The organism is Gilliamella sp. M0364, from assembly GCF_016100565.1.
In the GTDB taxonomy this organism is placed as follows: Bacteria; Pseudomonadota; Gammaproteobacteria; order Enterobacterales; family Orbaceae; genus Gilliamella; species Gilliamella apis.
Genome location: NZ_JACFSF010000004.1, coordinates 20,828 through 39,719, shown reverse-complemented (window position 1 = coordinate 39,719; position 18,892 = coordinate 20,828). Strand labels below are relative to the sequence as shown.

Genomic DNA, 18,892 nt, shown 5'->3' with positions numbered 1-18,892 from the left:
CAAGCTAACGTGTTATTGATTTCCAGTATTTATTACTAATATTTAACAGAGCGTAAATTAGCTAATTTTTGGTGGTTTTAACTCAGGAATAAATTCTTTATATTCAGGAATAAAATTTGTTGGTAGATATTGTTCACGGTAAATCGGATAATCAATATTAACGCTATAATTAGCAATAGCCATGCCACAAGCAAAACAATGATTAACTGATTCACTAGTAAAAGGTTTTGTCGATTTAGAAGTCGGCAAATCAATTACTGGAGAGTGATGATTTGCGTTCACCCTTAAAGATTGTAAGCTAGGTGAATGATGAATTATACAAGGTTTGGAAATAATGAGTGGAACATGCCAAATAGAATAAAAAAAACAAAAAGATTGTCGATATAATTAAAATATTTACTCGCTTTTTGTTTATGGCTAATGACATTGTTTATCGCGCAATTAATCTAACAAACCTTGAAGTTATTTTACTAGAGAAAACACTAAATTTATACTATTTTGACAAGTGGAAGTTTTATTCAACTTCAATTGATAATAATCGCTAATCTTTTAATCTGTAACATCAACAATAATTGGTATATTAATGGTTATTTAGTACAAGATAATCATAAAAATATATAAGCCAAATATAATTGGTTCTGGTATCATATTCGCATAAAAAACATTATGAATAATAACGATATGAAAATTCTTTTTGGAGTACAAGGAACAGGAAATGGCCATATCAGTCGTTGTCGAACATTAGCCAAAGCTTTAAAAAAGGCTGGAGCGGATGTTGACTATATTCTAAGTGGTCGTGATCCTAAAGATTATTTTGATATGCAAGCTTTTGGCAACTACCGAACATTTGCTGGTCTTTCATTTGCTACGCTTAATGGCAAAATCAATTTTCGTAAAACCATCCAAAGAATTCGGGCTTTTAGATTAATTAAAGATGTTCGTGATTTAGATTTATCTGCATATGACTGTATTATTAGTGATTTTGAACCGGTTAGTGCCTGGGCTGCACATCATCAAAATCGAGAATGTTTAGGTATCAGTAATCAGTCTGTTTGCCAATATCTCAAGCCTAAAGAATATGGCACGATAGCAAATGTGATTATGAAATACTATGCTCCAGTTACACAACCTATTGGTTTACATTGGTTCCATTTTGGTCATAAATTGATTCCACCAATGATTGATTCATTTGCTACACCACCAACTGAAGATGGTAAAATTATCGTTTATTTGCCTTTTGAAGATTTAACTGAAATTACCGGATTATTAAGTCAATTTTCGCAATATCAATTTAGTTGTTTTCACCCTGAGATAAAACAATCTTCTGCGCATGGTAATATTTTATTGCAACCGTTAAGTCGAGATAATTTTACTCAAGCTCTATTAAGTTGTTCTGGTATTATTTCAAATACTGGATTTGCTCTAATTTCAGAAGCATTATCTTTGGGTAAAAAGATTTTAACTAAACCAGTAGCAGGTCAATTTGAACAAGTTTACAATGCCCAATGTTTGCAGTCTTTAGACATGGCAACCGTTATGGAACATTTAAATAATATGAAGTTGAAATACTGGCTTGGTCTACCGTCACCTAAAGCTATTATTTATCCTGATGTAGCGACTGAATTAGCGAATTGGATTGTTTCAGGTCAAAAAGAGACATTACTTTCTTTAAGCCAAAGACTGTGGTCGCAGACTAAATTTCCGAGTAATGTTAGTGAACGCATTAAATCTTTAGGTTATGTATAAAGGAACTACAATGATATTAAGTATAATTGTTGCAATGGCTGATAATCGTGTGATTGGTATGAACAATCAAATGCCATGGCACATGCCTGCAGATTTAGCGTGGTTTAAAAAAAATACATTAAATAAACCGGTGATTATGGGGCGTAAAACGTTTGAATCTATTGGTCGACCATTGCCTAATCGCCACAATATTGTCATCAGTCGACAGGCTGAGAGTAATACGTCAATTAATCCTAATGTTAGTTGGGTTAAATCGATTTATGAGGCAATATCAATTATTAATCAACAACAAGTAGAAGAAGCCTTTATTATAGGCGGTGGTAATATTTACCAACAGGTATTACCTTTAGTTAATCGACTTTATTTAACTCATATTGATGCCAAATTGACGGGCGATACTTATTTTCCTGATTATTCACAAACATCATGGCAACAAATTTATTCAGAAAATCATAAAGCGGATGATAAAAATTGTTATGATTACCAATTTGAGATTTTACAGCGAAGTTAATCAATAGATAAGGTTGCCACTCACATACTAGCGGCAACCGAATTATTATGCTTGTAAGCGTTTTGCTTCCAGCACGTCAGAAAGTTGTTTAATTTTATTCATAACTCTTTCAAGAGAGTCCTGATCAAAAATTTGCATATCCATATCAATCGTTGCAATTTGTTGTTTCATATCTATGCGACTCGAAACACCTAAGACATTTACTTTTTCATTAGCTAAAATTGTTGTTATGTCTCGCAATAAACCACTTCTATCACTAGCTATGATGCGAATGACCATCGTATAACTTGCGTTATGATTACCACCCCATACCGCACTGGTGATTCGTTCTGGAGCATGATTTTTTAGCTCTTGCAACTGTTCACAGTCTGAACGATGGATTGAAATACCTCGTCCTTGGGTAACAAAACCGACAATTGGATCACCGGGGATAGGGCGACAACAATTAGCAATGGTATAGAGTAAATTATCTACTCCTTCAATAATAATTTCACCACCTTTTATCGATGATGTTTTATTGGTATTTTTGGCTTGAGAGGTTGATTTTTGGGTGATCTGTTTAAGAACAGCTTCATCTTCCTCTTCAGCTGTTGGCTTATTAAATTGGGCATTAATAAAATTAACCAGTTGGTTAATTCTAACATCTCCACTACCTATCCCAGCTAATACTTCGTCAAACGAATGGGCGTTATATTTACTAATCAGAATCTTTTCGACACTTTTTAGGCTAATATTTAACGGTTCTAATTCATTTTCTAAAATTTGTTGACCAGCAGCTATATTTTTATCTCGATCTTGTTTTTTAAACCAAGCTTGTATTTTTGCTCGTGCACGGCTGCTATTTACAAATCCAGTATTTGGATTTAGCCAATCGCGGCTTGGATTAGGTTGTTTTTGGGTGATAATTTCAACTTGATCGCCCGTTTTTAATATATAGGTAAACGGTACTATGCGACCCGCAACTTTAGCGCCGATACAACGGTGACCAACATCACTATGAATGTGATAAGCAAAATCTAACGGTGTTGAACCGGCAGGCAAGTCAACAACATCACCTTTTGGTGTAAATACATAAACGCGATCATCAAAAATTTGACTACGCACAGTTTCCTGAATTTCACCACTTTCTGACATCTCTTGTTGCCAAGTTAATAATTTACGTAGCCAAGAAATGCGCTGATCGTAGGCAGTCATTTTATCTGTACTACCTTCTTTGTATTTCCAATGCGCTGCTACACCTAATTCAGCATCATTGTGCATTTGTTCGGTACGTATTTGAATTTCAATAGTTTTATCATTTGGACCATAAACCACGGTATGAATTGATTGATATCCATTGGGTTTTGGATTGGCAACATAGTCATCAAATTCTTTTGCAATATGTTTATAATGGCTATGTACGATACCTAAAGCATTGTAACAGTCTTCGATTCGCTCACAGATGATGCGTACCGCTCGAATATCATATAAATCTTCAAATTGTAGATGTTTACGTTCCATTTTTCGCCATATGCTATAGATATGTTTAGGGCGACCGTAAACTTCGGCTCGAATATGATCTTTATTCATCATATCCTGTAAATTGTTAACAAATTGATTGATATATGATTCGCGATCTAGACGTTTCTCATGTAATTTATGGGCAATAAAACGATATTGGTCAGGATGTAAATAACGGAAACAGAAATCTTCAAGCTCCCATTTTAATTGACCAATACCGAGTCGATTCGCTAAGGGGGCATAGATATTAAAACACTCTTTAGCAGCTAGCACTTGATCTTCTTTAGGTGCATGCATCAAATTACGTAAATAAGTGATACGCTCCGCTAGTTTAATGACTACACTACGGAAGTCATTAACCATCGCAAGTAACATACGACGAATACTATCAATTTGTTCGTTTGTTGCATAACCATTACGGATAGCACGGAGTTGCCTAATGTCCTTCATTTTGACAACACTAGAGAGAATATGAATAATTTCACGGTCAAAATTTTCAGGTAGATCTTCACGGCAGATAATTTTAGTATCAAAGAAAGGTAGTAAAAGGGCGGTTGCTAAACTATTAATATCCATATTTAAGGTTGATAAAATTTCAACCATTTCAATTGCATTTTGGAAGCAATTGACTTGCTCTGGTGCACCAGCGCTATGCTCAAAACAAAAATCCCAAATATCTTTAAACTTTTGATAAGATTCAATATTGGTTAATAACAGTTCTTGTTTTGCCCATTGTTCAACATCAAACTGTGCGAGAGTATAATGCTCGTCATTTTGTTGATGGGCGCCTCTAATTGATACCATAATTATTATCCTGATTTAGTTAACATCAACATTGATTCAATGTGCTTAGTTTGTGGAAACATATCCAAAATAGCAACTTTTGCAATGTTGTATCCTTCCTCAATAAATAGCTTGCAGTCCCTAGCTAATGTAGCAGGATTGCATGAAATATAAACTATTTTTGTAGGTGATATCTTAACAATTTCTGCTGTAGCATTATAAGCACCGGCTCTAGCAGGATCTAATAATACTTTATCAAATTTTGACTGATTCCATATTGAAAATTGCTGTTTATCTTCTAAATTACAGGTGAAAAACTGAGTTTTAGCACCAATTTTAGCTTTATTAAGTTTAGCATTGATCTTGGCTTTTTCAACCAGCGCATCAACACCTTCAATACCTGTGACTGATTGGCTTTTTATTGCCATAGGTAATGAGAAATTACCCATACCACAAAATAGGTCGAGTATTTTATCATCCGAAGTTATATCTAACCATTCTAAGGCTTTATCAATCATCTTTTGATTAATTTGACTATTAACTTGTATAAAGTCGAGTGGACTGAAAGTTAATTTAAGATGATTAATCAGATAATAATGTTCAGTGGCGCCACTAATATGAATCAGGTCATGACCATGAAAATAGAGTGAAATATTGTGAATTTTAGCGAATTGTTTTAATAAAATGCTATCTTGCTCTGTTAGTGGCATGGTGTGTCTTAACACAAGGATAATGCCACTATCGACGGCAATTAATTCAATATGTCCAAGCGATTTTTTTTGTTTAATTTGTCTTAAACAAGATTGTAATGGCATTAATAATTTATCTAATTGTTCAACTAATACCGGACAGTGTTCTATATTTATAATTTGGTTTGATTCTGCCTGCCTAAAGCCGATTAATAATTCACCTTTAACTAAATTAATTGATAATCTAGCTCTCCTACGATAATGATATGGTTGGTCGGCAATGATATTAGGTGAATTGTCTTTATAGTCCAACTCCGCTCCAGCTTCTTTCTGTAAAAGTTTGACCAAGGCTTCATATTTAGCTTGTTGCTGTAAATTTGATGAAATATGTTGTAATTCACAGCCTCCACATTTTGTATAGTATTTACATTTTGGTGTAACTCGCTGTTGGCTGTGATTGTGATATTTTATAACTTTTGCTTTAGCATAATTTTTTTTATCATCAGTTAATTGGATATCAACTGTTTCATCAGGTAAAGCTGATTTTACAAAAATTGTTTTACCTTTATGATTTGCCACACCTTGACCAAACGCATCTAAATTAGTGACAGTAACTGTCAATTTTTGTGTAGTAAGCTTCTTTTTTGTAGGGGTGTAAAAATTAACCATATTAATAAATTGAAATTATGTTAGCCGTTTTAGTAACTCTGTTTTAACATGTAAAGGTACTAAATTAGAGATGTCTCCACCATGGAAAGCAACATCTTTAACAATAGTTGATGAAATAAATCCCATCGCAATAGACGGCATTAAGAAGATAGTATCTAAATCAGGTTTTAATGCTCGGTTCATTTCAGCTAATTGTCTTTCGTATTCAAAATCGTGAGTTGTTCTCACTCCTCTGACTATCACTGTCGCCGCATGCTTTTGGGCGAAGTCAGCCATAAGATTATCAAAGCCAATCACTTCCACATTCAATAAGTGTTCAACGGATGTTGAGGCTAAGTTTACTCGTTCTTCTAAAGTAAACAGCGTTTTTTTATTTGGATTTTGCGCTATAGCTACAATTAAACGGGGAAACAATTGCGATGCACGGGTAATTAGGTCGATATGACCATTAGTAATTGGATCAAATGTTCCCGGAAAAATCGCTGTGAGCGCTTTGCTTTTCATCTATCTTATTATCCATTAGTGAATAGGGGAATATCATACCTAATTTTAACCTAGATTGTTAGGTTAACTATGTAAAATCTTCGATTTTTATCCTTAAAAACCCTTTTCCTCAATATTTTTTATAATTATAAAAATATTGAGGTGAACAGAAGTGTTAGTTGTTTTATATCCAATTTATAACTAATTTTAACTATAAAATACTCGTTATTTATTAGTTTTATCTTTGTCGTATACATCACTAATGTTGCGCAATATTTCGGCAGTTTGTTCTGAGTTTAGATCTTGTTGTGTTTCTGCTAGTATTTCATCACGACCATGAATTTTTTAATACTGGTTGAACGTAATGGAGATATTTAGATTGTCTAATCATTTAAACTTTAAACATTTATAGACAATCTAATTTATTTATTTTTTAAATTCTTTTAAGCGAGTTTCAAAATCTTGCCACTGATAAAAACCATCACTATTTGCTACGGCATTTTTTAGCTGAAGTTGGTAATGTTGTGGTGGATGATTGATATCAAGTGGTTGCGCGGTGTAAAGTTGTTCAAAACTTTGATAAACGTATTCAGCTTTAAACAAGTATTCTTCCGATGCTTTATTACGATAGCGTTGTAATATAACCATGCCACCAATTGGTGTATTTTCACATTGGTTAGGAAGTTGATATTCGGCAAAATCCAAAGCACCAAGTAGCGCAGCAATGGTACTATCATGGCCGACGAGTAAATTTACCTTGTTGTTCTTTTGGTGTAACAGATCATCTATCATATTAATTAATAACGCACTATTTTTTCGAGCTATAGATCTGGAATGAAAAACTAAATTAATATAGTGGTTACGAATTTGTATAAGTTGTTGCCATTGTTCGTGGCTGGTTATTTTTCCCCATGCAATTTGTTCTTTAGGAAAAGCTGAATAGTACTGTAATAAGAAAGCATCAACAGCACAAATACCAATTGCTAGAGGCCCTAATAATTCTGGCTCTTCATCTTTTACAAAATGAAGATCATAAGGAATATCAGCAAAATCACATTGATATTCAGCATATAATTGTGAATTTTTATAGTCCAAAATATCCGATAGCATCGCATAAGCTGGCGCTAAATTTTTGAAAATTGATTCAGCTTTATCTGCATCATCAATATCTTTTAATAATGCTTGTTTAGATTCTGGTGAATCATCTTGTACACTTGGATCAAATATAGGGTCCATTTTTTCAATGGTATATTTGTGGTTAACCGGGATATCATAACCCGCAAAAGCCCCTGTAACTAAGAATTGCGCGGTGGCAACTGTTCTTTGAAGACTATTAGCATAAACATATATATCAGGATTTTCTGGTGAAAGCTTAATATTTTGTTGTTCAAGCCATTGTGATAGATAATGTCCAAAATAAGATTCTAAAACGCCACCGCGGGTAGTTAAATAACCATAAGCATGATCCCAGCTTGGCCATTTTAATGGGCTGGCTTTTTCCAAAAACTCTATGGTGTTTGCTAATGGAGTGCGTATTCCATGACGACTTAGTATTACAACTTTATCTAATTGGTATTGATCTTTTTTCATTTAGTTATCCATCCTTGTTTATGCAAATAATTTAAAACGAAATCTCGTTGCCCTTTGCTAATTGTTTCTGCAATTTTATCACTCCAACCATTGGTTTTTTGATTAGTCAGTCGATGCTCATAGTATTGACGCATCTGAGTATCATATTGAGCTAATAATTGGTGATTGATTGGTTGATAGTGATTTTCAAAAAAAACTAATTCTTTCGGTAATCTTGGTTTTAGATCTGGATTTTGGTCAGGATAACCGATACAAAGTCCAAATAAAGGAAGAACATATTTAGGTAGCGCAAGTAATTCGGTCACTTTAGCAATATTATTGCGTAAACCGCCAATGTATACCGAGCCTAAACCTAATGACTGTGCTGCAATAACCGCGTTTTGTGCCATAAGCGTTGTATCAATACAACCAACTAGAAGTTGCTCGGCTTTCTCAAGTGGAATGGTAGAATCAATTTGAAAATGACGGTTAAAGTCGGCACAAAACACCCAAAACTCTGGTGCTTGAACGATATAACTCTGATCGCCTGCATAATGAGCTAATTCTGACCTTTTCTCACAATCAGTGATTCTAATAATGGTTGCGGATTGTAGAAAATTAGAACTAGGAGCCGATTGTGCTGCTTGAATAATTGCATCAATCTGTTCAGTCGTTAATGGCGTTAATTTATAAGACCGAATTGAACGACGTTGGCAAATTAAATCAATTGTCTCATTTTGCATAACGGCTCCTTGATATCACTATTTTTTTATAAATTGTAAATCCCAAACACCATGCCCTAGATTTTGACCGCGTTTTTCGAATTTGGTAATAGGTCGATCTTCGGGTCTTGGAATATAGTCGTTAGTTGCAGATAAATTTTTGAATCCTTCTGCTTGACTTAATACTTCAAGCATATGCTCAGCATAGTGTTGCCAGTCAGTAGCTAAATGTAAAATACCATCAGTCTTCAATTTTCTATGAATTAAAGCAACAAAATTAGGTTGAATGATTCGACGTTTATTGTGTCTTGCTTTATGCCATGGATCGGGGAAGAAAATTTGCACCTTATCTAATGAGTTATCAGGTATCATGTTTTCTAACACTTCAACGGCATCATGGCATATAACTTTTAAATTAGATAATTGATTTTCCTCAATTGCCATTAAACAAGCACCAACGCCGGGTTTATGGACTTCAATACCTAAAAAATTCTTGGTGGGGGCATTTTTTGCCATTTCAATTAATGAAGCGCCCATACCAAAACCGATTTCAAACACCACCGGTTTGTTTTCTTCAAAAACAATTGGCAAGGTAGCATTGTACTCAATACCATAGATAGGCCATAAATGCGTTAAAGCTTGTTGTTGTCCTTTAGTTAAACGGCCTTGTCTTAGTACAAAACTTCGTATTGTTCGTTTAGATTCTGTTACTTGGTTATTTATGTTTAATTGTTCACTCATTGCGTATCTGCTGTAAGGTTAAATAGATTATTAAGGTAATAGATCATCTTAGCTATATAGTAGTTTACCTGATTTTTTATTCACTTCAAAAAAACATCTTATTAACTTAGTTTTTTATAGATTAATGTGATGAATGTAAAATATTTTTAATAAATTTTTATAATGTGGTTGAGCATAATCTGTAAATGATTATATAATTGTGTTCCCGATTTAACCGATTACGTTTTATGTAATCATGATTACATGCTTGAGGATTTCTCGTGCCTGATATGAAGCTTTTTGCTGGTAATGCCACACCCGAACTAGCAAAACGTATAGCTAATCGTCTTTATACTTCCCTTGGTGATATTATTGTTAGCCGTTTTAGTGACGGTGAAGTCAATGTCCAAATTAATGAAAATGTCCGTGGTGAAGATGTTTTTATTATCCAATCAACTTGTGCGCCTACAAATGACAATTTAATGGAATTATTAGTAATGATTGATGCAATGCGTCGAGCATCTGCCGGTCGTATTACTGCTGTTATTCCTTATTTTGGATATGCAAGGCAAGATCGCCGAGTGCGTTCAGCTCGTGTTCCTATTACTGCCAAAGTTGTTGCAGACTTTTTATCAACTGTTGGTGTTGATAGGGTTTTAACTGTTGATCTTCATGCTGAACAGATTCAAGGCTTCTTTGATGTACCAGTTGATAATGTATTTGGTAGCCCTGTTATTTTAGAAGATATGTTGCAACGTGATTTTGAACGCCCAATCGTGGTATCTCCAGATATTGGTGGTGTGGTTCGTGCTCGTGCTATTGCTAAACTTTTAAATGACACTGATATGGCGATTATTGATAAACGTCGTCAACGTGCTAACGAAGCAGAAGTGATGAATATTATCGGTGATGTTGCTGATAGAGATTGTATTTTAGTTGATGACATGATCGATACGGCAGGAACACTTTGTAAAGCGGCTGATGCATTAAAAGCTCGTGGCGCAAAACGTGTCTTTGCTTATGCGACCCACCCAATTTTCTCAGGAAAAGCTGTAAGTAACATTAAAGATTCTGCTATTGATGAAATTGTAGTTTGTGACACAATTCCATTAACTGCGGAAGTTAAAGCATTGAAAAATGTGCGTCAACTTACATTATCAGGTATGCTTGCTGAAGCAATTCGACGTATTAGTAACGAAGAATCGATTTCAGCAATGTTCCATCAATAATCTTTTCTTCTGAATTAGATAAATGCCCCTATTAGGGGCTTTTTTGTAATAACAGGATAATTAACGATTAAACTATTATGTCAACAATCAAACTAATTGTAGGGTTAGCCAATCCGGGTAATGAATATGCCGCAACTCGCCATAATGCGGGAGCTTGGTATGTTGATCTCCTTGCTGAACGTTATAATCAACCATTAAAAAATGATCCTAAATTTTTTGGATATAGTTCTCGAATTAATATCAATGGGCATGATGTTCGTTTGCTAGTACCAACTACCTTTATGAATTTAAGTGGTAAAGCAGTGCAAGCAATGGCTTCTTTTTATCAAATTAAGCCCGATGAGATATTAGTTGCTCATGATGAGTTAGATCTTAATCCGGGGATTGCCAAATTAAAATTTGGCGGTAGCCATGGTGGTCACAACGGCTTAAAAGATATTGCCAGTAAACTTGGTAATAATCTGAATTTTTATCGGTTGAGAATTGGAATTGGCCATCCAGGAGATAAAAATAAAGTAGTTGGTTATGTCTTAAATAAACCCTCTAAACCAGAACAAGAATTAATTGATAAAGCTATCGATGAATCAGTTTATTGTACTAATATTTTATTAACAAATGGAATAGAAAGTGCGATGAATCGTCTGCATGCATTCAAAGCTTAAAGTTGTCAACAATAGCGTGTTTTAATTAATTGACTATAAAAAAATCCACCTGATAAACAGGTGGATAACAAATCACGTATTAATTCTGATTAAGAAAATAAATGAGAAACATTACCACCTTTTTCAGCTATTTTCTTCATTACTTCTTTTATTAACCATGTATTCATCGATGCGGTATCGTCAGTACTGCCGGTATAATTAAGTTCGGTGGCGAGTTTTTTACGTGCATCTAAACTACTATCGATACCTAATAATTTCAATAAATCAACAATAGATGTTTTCCAATTAAGTTTTTCTGGGAATTTTTTAGCTAAATTATCCAAAATTGACATGACATCGATCTCAGATATCGGCGCTTTGTTGTCCGATGTGTTTTGTTGATTTTGATCGGAATTACTATTATTTGTGTTATTACTTGAAGTATTATCTGAAGTTTTGTCTTTTACTGTGTCAGTGATTTTATCAACTTGCTCTTTCACTGCATCTTTAGCATGACCTACAGCGGCTTGTGCGTTTGGAAATATTTTTGAAAAAATATTATTTAAGATACCCATATTACACCCCTTATGTTTAAACTGCTTATTAAAAAACTGCTTAACGATATAGATGTAGAAAATATCCCCTTAAGTATAGCGGTTAAGTATAAATTATGTCAAAACCACAATCATTTAATAGCATTTTTTGTAATATTAGTATTTTCTGCTTCATTGTAACCATAACTATCTTATCTACCATTTTCGATTAATTGTTTTTTTACTCAATGGGCGTGCATAAATTAATAGTCTTTAGTCTTGATTCATGTCATTAAAACACATCAAGATGTTGTACCAATTTTGTCATTATGTGATCCAAATCACGATTTTAACTAATTTTGGAATACTACAATGAAAAATAACGGTAATATTTGGTTTACCAATTTTGGTAACACTAATTATATTTTAGAAATTTACATTAAAACTAGAGGTTATTATGAGTGCCATATTGAAGTCAGGAGGATATGTCCGTTGGCTTATGATTATTTTATTTGCGACGGGTGTTATCCTCAATTATGTTGATAGAAATGCTTTAGGCATTATGGCTCAGGAAATTATTCGAGATCTAAATATTACACCTAAAGAATACTCTTATATTACAGGGGCTTTCCAATTAGCTTATACCATATTTCAACCTATCGTTGGATGGTTTGTTGATGTAATAGGCCTACGTATTGGATTTGCAATTATGGTTGTAATATGGTCTGTTATGTGTGTACTACATGCTGGTGCTGGCGCATGGATCCATTTGGCTATTTTACGTTTTGTTATGGGTGGTGCTGAATCAGTCGTTGCTCCTGCTAATGCAAAAGTAATTAGTTTATGGTTTCCGAAAAAAGAGCGAGCTATAGCTAATGGCTGGAGTATGGTCGGTTTTTCTTTAGGTGCAATGATTGCTCCTCCTTTGATTTATACAATTCATCAATTTGGCGGATGGCAACTAGCATTTTTAATTCCTGGTTCTTTAGGAATAATATGGGCTGGAATTTGGCTTTTCTTCTTTAGCGAACCGTCCAAAAGTCGTTTTATTTCTGAAGCTGAAAAGAAATATATTCTTTCTGAACAGGATGATAGCGAAAGCCAGCAAAATAAAAACATTTGGGTTGCTCTTAAACAAGTGGTTAGTAAAAAGAAATTTTATGGTATTGCTATTCCTGCATTTTTAGCTGAACCTGCGTGGGCAGCAGTTAACTTCTGGGTACCATATTATTTATTAACCGAACGAGGCATGCAATTGAAAGAGATGGCAATGTTTGTCTGGATTCCATTTCTTGCTGCCGATTTTGGTGGATTATCATCTGGATATTTTTCTAGAATGTTAAATAAACATTTTGGTCTTTCTCGAATAAATGCTGCATGTACAACTTATTTAGGTGCAGCGTTCTTCATGTTATCAATGGCTTTTGCTAGTTTAACTGAAAGCCCTTATACGGCTATTGCATTAATTGCAATTGGCGCATGGGGGCATCAAATGTTATCGGCGATGTTAACTATTCAAGTTATTGAAAACTTTTCTGGTAAAGAAGTCTCAACGGTGAATGGATTAAGAGGTAGTTCTGCGTGGATAGCGAGTTTCTTATTTACTATAGTTGTTGGACAGTTTGTTGAAACTATTGGTTTTAAACCATTCTTTATTACCATGGGCTTTTTAGATATCATTGGCGCTATCATAATGTGTTCTTTGTTATATCAACGTAGCCAAAAAAATAACAAGTAATTTGCAAATTATTTATAGACACACATCCTAACTATAAATATAAAAAGAAGAATAGCGTGTATATCACGCTACTTTTATATGTAAATTATGGAAAATAAAAAAGCCCATGATCATGGGCTTTCAATACAGATAAATTATTTTTTATTTGAAAAATGCACGTTTAATTGCGTATTCAACACCTCGGATTTCAGCTAAACCTCTTAAGCGTCCTATTGCCGAATAACCTGGATTAGTTTTCTTTTTAAGATCATCAAGCATCTGGTGACCATGATCAGGACGAACGGGTATTAAACGGTTTATGCCAGCCTTTTTGCGACGTTCTTCTTCGGCAATAAGTACTTTTATTACGCCATACATATCAACGTCTCCAGCTAGGTGATCGCCTTCGTGGAAAGATAATGGATTGTCTTCACGTACTGTTGCGCGTAGGTGAATAAAATAAACTCGATCGGCAAATTTTTCAGCCATAGTAACTAAATCATTATCGCTACGAACACCATAAGAGCCAGTACAAAAGCAAAAACCATTATGGATACTATCAACAGTCTCTTTTATCCATTGCATATCTTCAATCGTTGAAACAATGCGAGGTAAACCTAAAATCGGTCTAGGAGGATCATCTGGATGAACAGTTAACACAACTCCAACTTCTTCTGCAACAGGTACAATAGCTTTTAAGAAATAAGCATAGTTTTCGCGTAATTTAGCTTTATCAATACCATCATAAGTTGCAAGATGTGCTCGAAACTGATCAAGTGAGTAACCTTCTTCAGCACCAGGTAAACCAGCAATAATGTTTGCGACCAGTTTATCTTTATCGGCTTGTGTCATTTGTTCGAAGTAAGTTTTTGCTGAAAGGATATCTTTTTGACTATAATCTTTTTCGGCATTAGGTCGTTGTAAAATATGGATATCAAATGCTGCAAAGGCAATTTGATCAAAACGTAGTGCTCTTGAACCATCCGGTAATTGATAACCAAGATCGGTGCGAGTCCAGTCTAATACCGGCATAAAATTGTAACAAACAGTATCAATACCACAAGTGGCTAAATTACGAATAGATTGTTGATAATTAGCAATATATTGTTCAACGTTACCTGAATGGGTTTTTATCTCTTCATGAACAGGAATACTTTCGACAACAGACCAAGTGAGGCCTTTATCTTCGATTATTTTTTTTCGTTTTTGAATTTCATCAATAGTCCATATTTCACCATTAGGTATATGGTGCAATGCTGTAACAATTCCGGTTGCTCCGGATTGTCTGATATCATCCAATGATACTGGGTCACTAGGGCCAAACCAACGCATTGTTTGTTCCATCTAAAATCTCCTCAATGATTCTTTATTTAATAAGTCATTCCTAAAGGAAGATCCATTAACAATGCATATTTTCAGCTATTGGTTAACAATAGTGACCGGTATAGAGTCAAATAAATAACCATCAAAATTTGGATCTTCACTGTCAGAAACAGTCATTAATGTTTGTTTAACATTTTCTAAGTGTTGCCACATAGCATGGCGTGCAGCCATAGCATCTTTTAACTGCAATGCTTGTAGAATTCTTTCGTGATCATATAGCCACTTTTTACGGTAACTATGATCGGTGATTCTACTTTGTAGCTGGTCCCACATTTTACTTGTAGATCGTTTAGACCATAGATCTGCCAATAAACGTTCAAGTACTGAATTTTTGGTAGCTCGTGCTATAGCTATGTGAAACATTTCATCAGCACTATAATCATCAAGAACTTCTTGTTCTAATATTTGCCGTTCTTGTTCCAATATTGTTCTTAATTCAACAATATCTGCTTTGACAATTTGTGAGGCTGCAAAAGCGGCAATATTGCTTTCAATTAATTGTCTAGCTTGTAATAATTCAAATGGACCTAAATCTTCTTCTTCAATTTTCCTATCTTTTTCAGATAAGACTTCATCAGGTAAACCAATTACATAAACGCCGGAGCCTTTTTTTACTGCAACTAAATTTTCAAGCTCTAACATAATCAATGCTTCACGAACTACTGTCCTACTGACATTAAAAGTTTCAGCAATGTCTCTTTCTGGTGGAAGCCGATCACCAATTTTGAAGGTTCCACTTTTTAATAATGATTTCAATTCATTACCAATTTCTTGATAAAGTCGATTGACCCTTGGCATAATCTATAGTCCTTAGAATACTTTTAAGTTTAATGTAAATAATTATACGCTAATTATTACAACTCCTCTAAGCCTATAATAACAGAAAGTTGTTTCAGTTTTTATATTGGTTTACCAATATTGTTCGGTATTATAGTGTTTTTTGCAAGAATCCTTATAGTATAAACCAAAAAGTGTGACATGGATCACAAAAATCAAAAAATAAAGGTGAAAATTTTATCAACAAATGAAAATATGTCTAACCAATAAATACTGTTAACTAGTTAATAATGGTGTGTCACATGTTAAGTTTATTGAATACTCCCCAATCAATTGAACACAAACCTTTATATGACCGAGAAAAAATGGTCGCGCGGATTATACATATAGGTTTTGGGGCTTTTCATCGAGCTCATCAAGCATTATTTACTGATCGTCTGTTAAATAAAGGTAATAGTGATTGGGCCATTTGTGAGGTAAATATTGTTGGAGGTGAAGAGCTTATTAATGATATTCGAAAACAAGATCACCTCTATACGGTTTTAGAAAAAGGTGCGACATCTAAACAAGCCTATATTATTGGCAGTGTGAAAGAATCATTATTAGCGCCAATAGATGGTATTGAAACTATTTTAGAAAAAATGGCTGATCCGGTAGTCGAGATAGTTTCATTGACAGTAACCGAAAAAGGTTATTGTATGTTATCAGGTGGTGCTGGCTTGGATTTAAATAATCAATTAATTATATCCGATCTGAGTTCGCCAAATAAACCTATGTCAGCTCCTGGCGTGATTGTTGAGGCCTTATATAGAAGGATGCTACGAGGTTTAAAATCATTTACTGCTTTATCATGTGATAATATGCCTGAAAATGGTTTGGTATTAAAAAAAGCGATTTTAGATTTAGCAAATGCACGTGATCCAGAGTTAGCTAAATGGATTGAAACTAACACCACTTTCCCTTGTACCATGGTCGATCGTATTGTACCCGCTGCCACAGCCGAAACATTAACAGAAATTCAAGATGTACTAGGTGGTATGTTTGATCCTTGTGGTATAGCTTGTGAACCATTTATTCAATGGGTTATTGAAGATAATTTTGTTACTGCTCGACCTAATTGGAATGAAGTTGGTGCTGAATTTGTTGATAATGTTGTCCCATATGAAGAGATGAAACTTCGAATGTTAAATGGTAGCCATTCATTTTTAGCGTATTTAGGCTATTTAGCTGGTTATGAGCATATTAATGATTGTATGAATGATGAGAGTTATAAACAGGCCACTTTATCATTAATGCTACAACAACAAGCTCCAACTTTAAATGTTTCGCCGCAGGTTAATTTACAACAATATGCAGAAAAACTCATTGAAAGATTTAGTAATCCATCACTAAAACATCGAACATGGCAAATAGCCATGGATGGAACGCAAAAATTACCACAACGCATGCTTGATTCAATTTGTTGGCATATCAAACATAATTCTGATTTTTCTTTACTTGCTTTAGGAGTGGCTGGCTGGATGCGTTATGTTGGTGGTATTGATGATCATAAACAAATAATCGATCTTCGTGACCCAATGGTAGATGAGTTAAAAAAAATAGTAACCGCTAGTGATGATGGTATTGAGCGAGTCAATGCTTTATTAACTTTAGACGCTGTTTTTGGATCTGATTTACCAAATAATTCATTATTTAAAGATAAAGTAACTCAACATTATCTTTGTTTAATGGAGAAAGGTGCAAAACAAACTATTCAGGATTTATTTTTTTAAATTGGACTTTAGAGTATGAAAAAATTTTTGGATGATAACTTTTTGTTACAAACTGATGTAGCGCAAAAGCTTTATTTTGATTATGCTAAAGATCAACCTATATATGATTATCATTGCCATTTACCACCAAAAGATATCGCTGAGAATAAAAATTTTGGTAATTTAACTGAAATTTGGTTAGCCGGTGACCATTATAAATGGCGAGTATTGCGAACTGCTGGTGTAGATGAAAAATTTATAACCGGAACCGCATCTGATTATGAAAAATATCTTACATGGGCAAAAGTTGTTCCTTTAACATTAGGAAACCCTATTTATCATTGGACTCATTTAGAGTTAAAGAGACCATTTGGTATAAAAAATATTATTCTTAATGAAAAAACGGCTGATCAAATATGGACTGAAGCTAATGCTAAATTAGCAACAGCTGAGTTTTCTACTCGTGGTATTTTAACTCAAATGAATGTTAAAGCCGTTGGTACAACCGATGATCCTATCGATTCACTTGAATATCATAAGCAAATTGCATTAGATACCTCATTTCTGACTAAAGTAAGGCCTAGTTGGCGACCAGATAAAGTCTTCAAAATAGAATTAGCTGGTTTTGCTGATTATATTGCTGAATTAGGCAAAGTTACGGATATCGAAATTGATAATTTTGACAAACTACTTTGTGCATTAACTAAACGCCTAGATCATTTTCAACAGCATGGCTGTGAAGCATCAGATCATGGTATTGAAATTTTACGTTATGCCGACATTCCTAGCGAAAAACAGCTTGATCAAATAATAACTAAACGCCTTGCTAATCAATCCCTTTCTGAATTAGAAATTGCTCAATTTAGTACCGCGGTACTGGTTTGGTTAGGTAAACAATATCATAAACGCAATTGGGTAATGCAATTACACTTAGGTGCGCTACGTAATAATAATCAAAGAATGTTTAAATTACTTGGCCCTGATGCTGGATTTGATTCAATTGGCGATAGACCAATTGCCGAACCACTCTCTTCATTATTAGGTATTTTAGACTTAACTGACGAATTACCGAAAACTATTTTATATTGCTTAAACCCTCGTGATAATGAAGTGTTAGCTACTATGGCTGGCAACTTTCAAGGTTCAGGCATTGCAGGAAAAATTCAATTTGGATCTGGTTGGTGGTTCAATGACCAGAAAGATGGCATGGAACGCCAAATTATGCAACTTTCTCAAATGGGATTATTAAGTCAATTTGTTGGTATGTTAACTGATTCTCGCAGTTTCTTATCCTTTACCAGACATGAGTATTTTAGGCGAATCCTTTGCAATATGGTGGGACATTGGATGGCAAATGGCGAAATTCCTACTGATTTTGATTTAGTTGGCAATATGATTAGAAATATTTGTTTTAACAATGCAAATCGTTATTTTGGTTCTCATTAATTAAGTTTATTTTTGTCTAAAAA

At 34.2% G+C, this 18,892-nt stretch carries 17 protein-coding genes; 7 read left to right on the top strand and 10 right to left on the bottom strand.

Annotated elements, in window-relative coordinates:
* Positions 1 to 57: 57 nt before the first annotated feature.
* Positions 58 to 282 (bottom strand): hypothetical protein, encoded by a 225-nt coding sequence (locus tag H3U96_RS06835; RefSeq protein ID WP_198196042.1) that lies wholly within the window; start codon positions 280 to 282, stop codon positions 58 to 60.
* Positions 283 to 681: 399 nt separating this feature from the next.
* Here H3U96_RS06835 and H3U96_RS06830 point away from each other — a divergent pair, with 399 nt between their 5' ends.
* Entirely contained in the window at positions 682 to 1,746 is a 1,065-nt protein-coding gene (locus H3U96_RS06830) for an MJ1255/VC2487 family glycosyltransferase (protein WP_065651551.1), read from the top strand.
* A gap of 10 nt (positions 1,747 to 1,756) precedes the next feature.
* Positions 1,757 to 2,257, top strand: a complete 501-nt coding sequence (gene folA, locus H3U96_RS06825; protein ID WP_232347759.1) for a type 3 dihydrofolate reductase — start codon at positions 1,757 to 1,759, stop codon at positions 2,255 to 2,257.
* Between the two features lie 45 nt (positions 2,258 to 2,302).
* Here folA and relA read toward each other — a convergent pair whose 3' ends face one another.
* From relA to trmB, 6 genes are all read right to left on the bottom strand, one after another.
* Positions 2,303 to 4,561: a GTP diphosphokinase gene (relA, locus tag H3U96_RS06820; RefSeq protein WP_198196040.1), complete on the bottom strand. Its 2,259-nt coding sequence runs from the start codon at positions 4,559 to 4,561 to the stop codon at positions 2,303 to 2,305.
* A 5-nt stretch (positions 4,562 to 4,566) separates the two neighbouring features.
* Entirely contained in the window at positions 4,567 to 5,898 is a 1,332-nt protein-coding gene (rlmD, locus tag H3U96_RS06815) for a 23S rRNA (uracil(1939)-C(5))-methyltransferase RlmD (RefSeq protein ID WP_198196038.1), read from the bottom strand.
* A gap of 15 nt (positions 5,899 to 5,913) precedes the next feature.
* Positions 5,914 to 6,402, bottom strand: a complete 489-nt coding sequence (gene coaD, locus H3U96_RS06810; RefSeq protein ID WP_065577578.1) for a pantetheine-phosphate adenylyltransferase — start codon at positions 6,400 to 6,402, stop codon at positions 5,914 to 5,916.
* Between the two features lie 405 nt (positions 6,403 to 6,807).
* Positions 6,808 to 7,971 carry a bifunctional glucose-1-phosphatase/inositol phosphatase gene (agp, locus tag H3U96_RS06805; protein ID WP_198196029.1) on the bottom strand — a complete coding sequence of 388 codons (1,164 nt, stop codon included), beginning with the start codon at positions 7,969 to 7,971 and terminating at the stop codon, positions 6,808 to 6,810.
* Positions 7,968 to 8,693, bottom strand: coding sequence for an oxygen-insensitive NADPH nitroreductase (gene nfsA, locus H3U96_RS06800; protein ID WP_198196028.1), 726 nt, complete (start codon positions 8,691 to 8,693; stop codon positions 7,968 to 7,970). The genes agp and nfsA overlap by 4 nt, the downstream gene beginning before the upstream one ends.
* Before the next feature lie 18 nt (positions 8,694 to 8,711).
* On the bottom strand, positions 8,712 to 9,413 hold the full coding sequence (gene trmB, locus H3U96_RS06795; RefSeq protein WP_198196025.1) for a tRNA (guanosine(46)-N7)-methyltransferase TrmB: 702 nt from the start codon (positions 9,411 to 9,413) through the stop codon (positions 8,712 to 8,714).
* A gap of 260 nt (positions 9,414 to 9,673) precedes the next feature.
* Between trmB and H3U96_RS06790 the strand changes: the two genes are divergently transcribed.
* Both H3U96_RS06790 and pth read left to right on the top strand, forming a co-directional pair.
* The gene (locus H3U96_RS06790; protein WP_086319756.1) at positions 9,674 to 10,621 is read left to right on the top strand and encodes a ribose-phosphate pyrophosphokinase; all 948 of its coding nucleotides are present in this window, start codon (positions 9,674 to 9,676) and stop codon (positions 10,619 to 10,621) included.
* Between the two features lie 77 nt (positions 10,622 to 10,698).
* Positions 10,699 to 11,283, top strand: a complete 585-nt coding sequence (gene pth, locus H3U96_RS06785) for an aminoacyl-tRNA hydrolase (RefSeq protein ID WP_065613924.1) — start codon at positions 10,699 to 10,701, stop codon at positions 11,281 to 11,283.
* An 89-nt stretch (positions 11,284 to 11,372) separates the two neighbouring features.
* On the opposite strand, the gene H3U96_RS06780 is transcribed toward pth, so the two are convergent.
* Positions 11,373 to 11,837 (bottom strand): DUF3597 domain-containing protein, encoded by a 465-nt coding sequence (locus H3U96_RS06780; RefSeq protein WP_086319752.1) that lies wholly within the window; start codon positions 11,835 to 11,837, stop codon positions 11,373 to 11,375.
* 415 nt (positions 11,838 to 12,252) lie between these two features.
* On the opposite strand from H3U96_RS06780, the gene H3U96_RS06775 reads away from it, so the two are divergent.
* A complete protein-coding gene (locus tag H3U96_RS06775) occupies positions 12,253 to 13,533 on the top strand; it encodes an MFS transporter (protein WP_086356735.1) in 1,281 nt (426 codons plus the stop codon).
* Positions 13,534 to 13,674: 141 nt separating this feature from the next.
* Here H3U96_RS06775 and uxuA read toward each other — a convergent pair whose 3' ends face one another.
* Together uxuA and H3U96_RS06765 are read right to left on the bottom strand one after the other, a co-directional pair.
* The gene (uxuA, locus tag H3U96_RS06770; protein WP_198196023.1) at positions 13,675 to 14,856 is read right to left on the bottom strand and encodes a mannonate dehydratase; all 1,182 of its coding nucleotides are present in this window, start codon (positions 14,854 to 14,856) and stop codon (positions 13,675 to 13,677) included.
* A 75-nt stretch (positions 14,857 to 14,931) separates the two neighbouring features.
* Entirely contained in the window at positions 14,932 to 15,693 is a 762-nt protein-coding gene (locus H3U96_RS06765) for a GntR family transcriptional regulator (protein ID WP_198196021.1), read from the bottom strand.
* A 281-nt stretch (positions 15,694 to 15,974) separates the two neighbouring features.
* On the opposite strand from H3U96_RS06765, the gene H3U96_RS06760 reads away from it, so the two are divergent.
* Both H3U96_RS06760 and uxaC read left to right on the top strand, forming a co-directional pair.
* Positions 15,975 to 17,444: a mannitol dehydrogenase family protein gene (locus tag H3U96_RS06760; RefSeq protein ID WP_198196019.1), complete on the top strand. Its 1,470-nt coding sequence runs from the start codon at positions 15,975 to 15,977 to the stop codon at positions 17,442 to 17,444.
* A 15-nt stretch (positions 17,445 to 17,459) separates the two neighbouring features.
* Positions 17,460 to 18,869: a glucuronate isomerase gene (gene uxaC / locus H3U96_RS06755; protein ID WP_086360260.1), complete on the top strand. Its 1,410-nt coding sequence runs from the start codon at positions 17,460 to 17,462 to the stop codon at positions 18,867 to 18,869.
* Positions 18,870 to 18,892 lie beyond the last annotated feature (23 nt).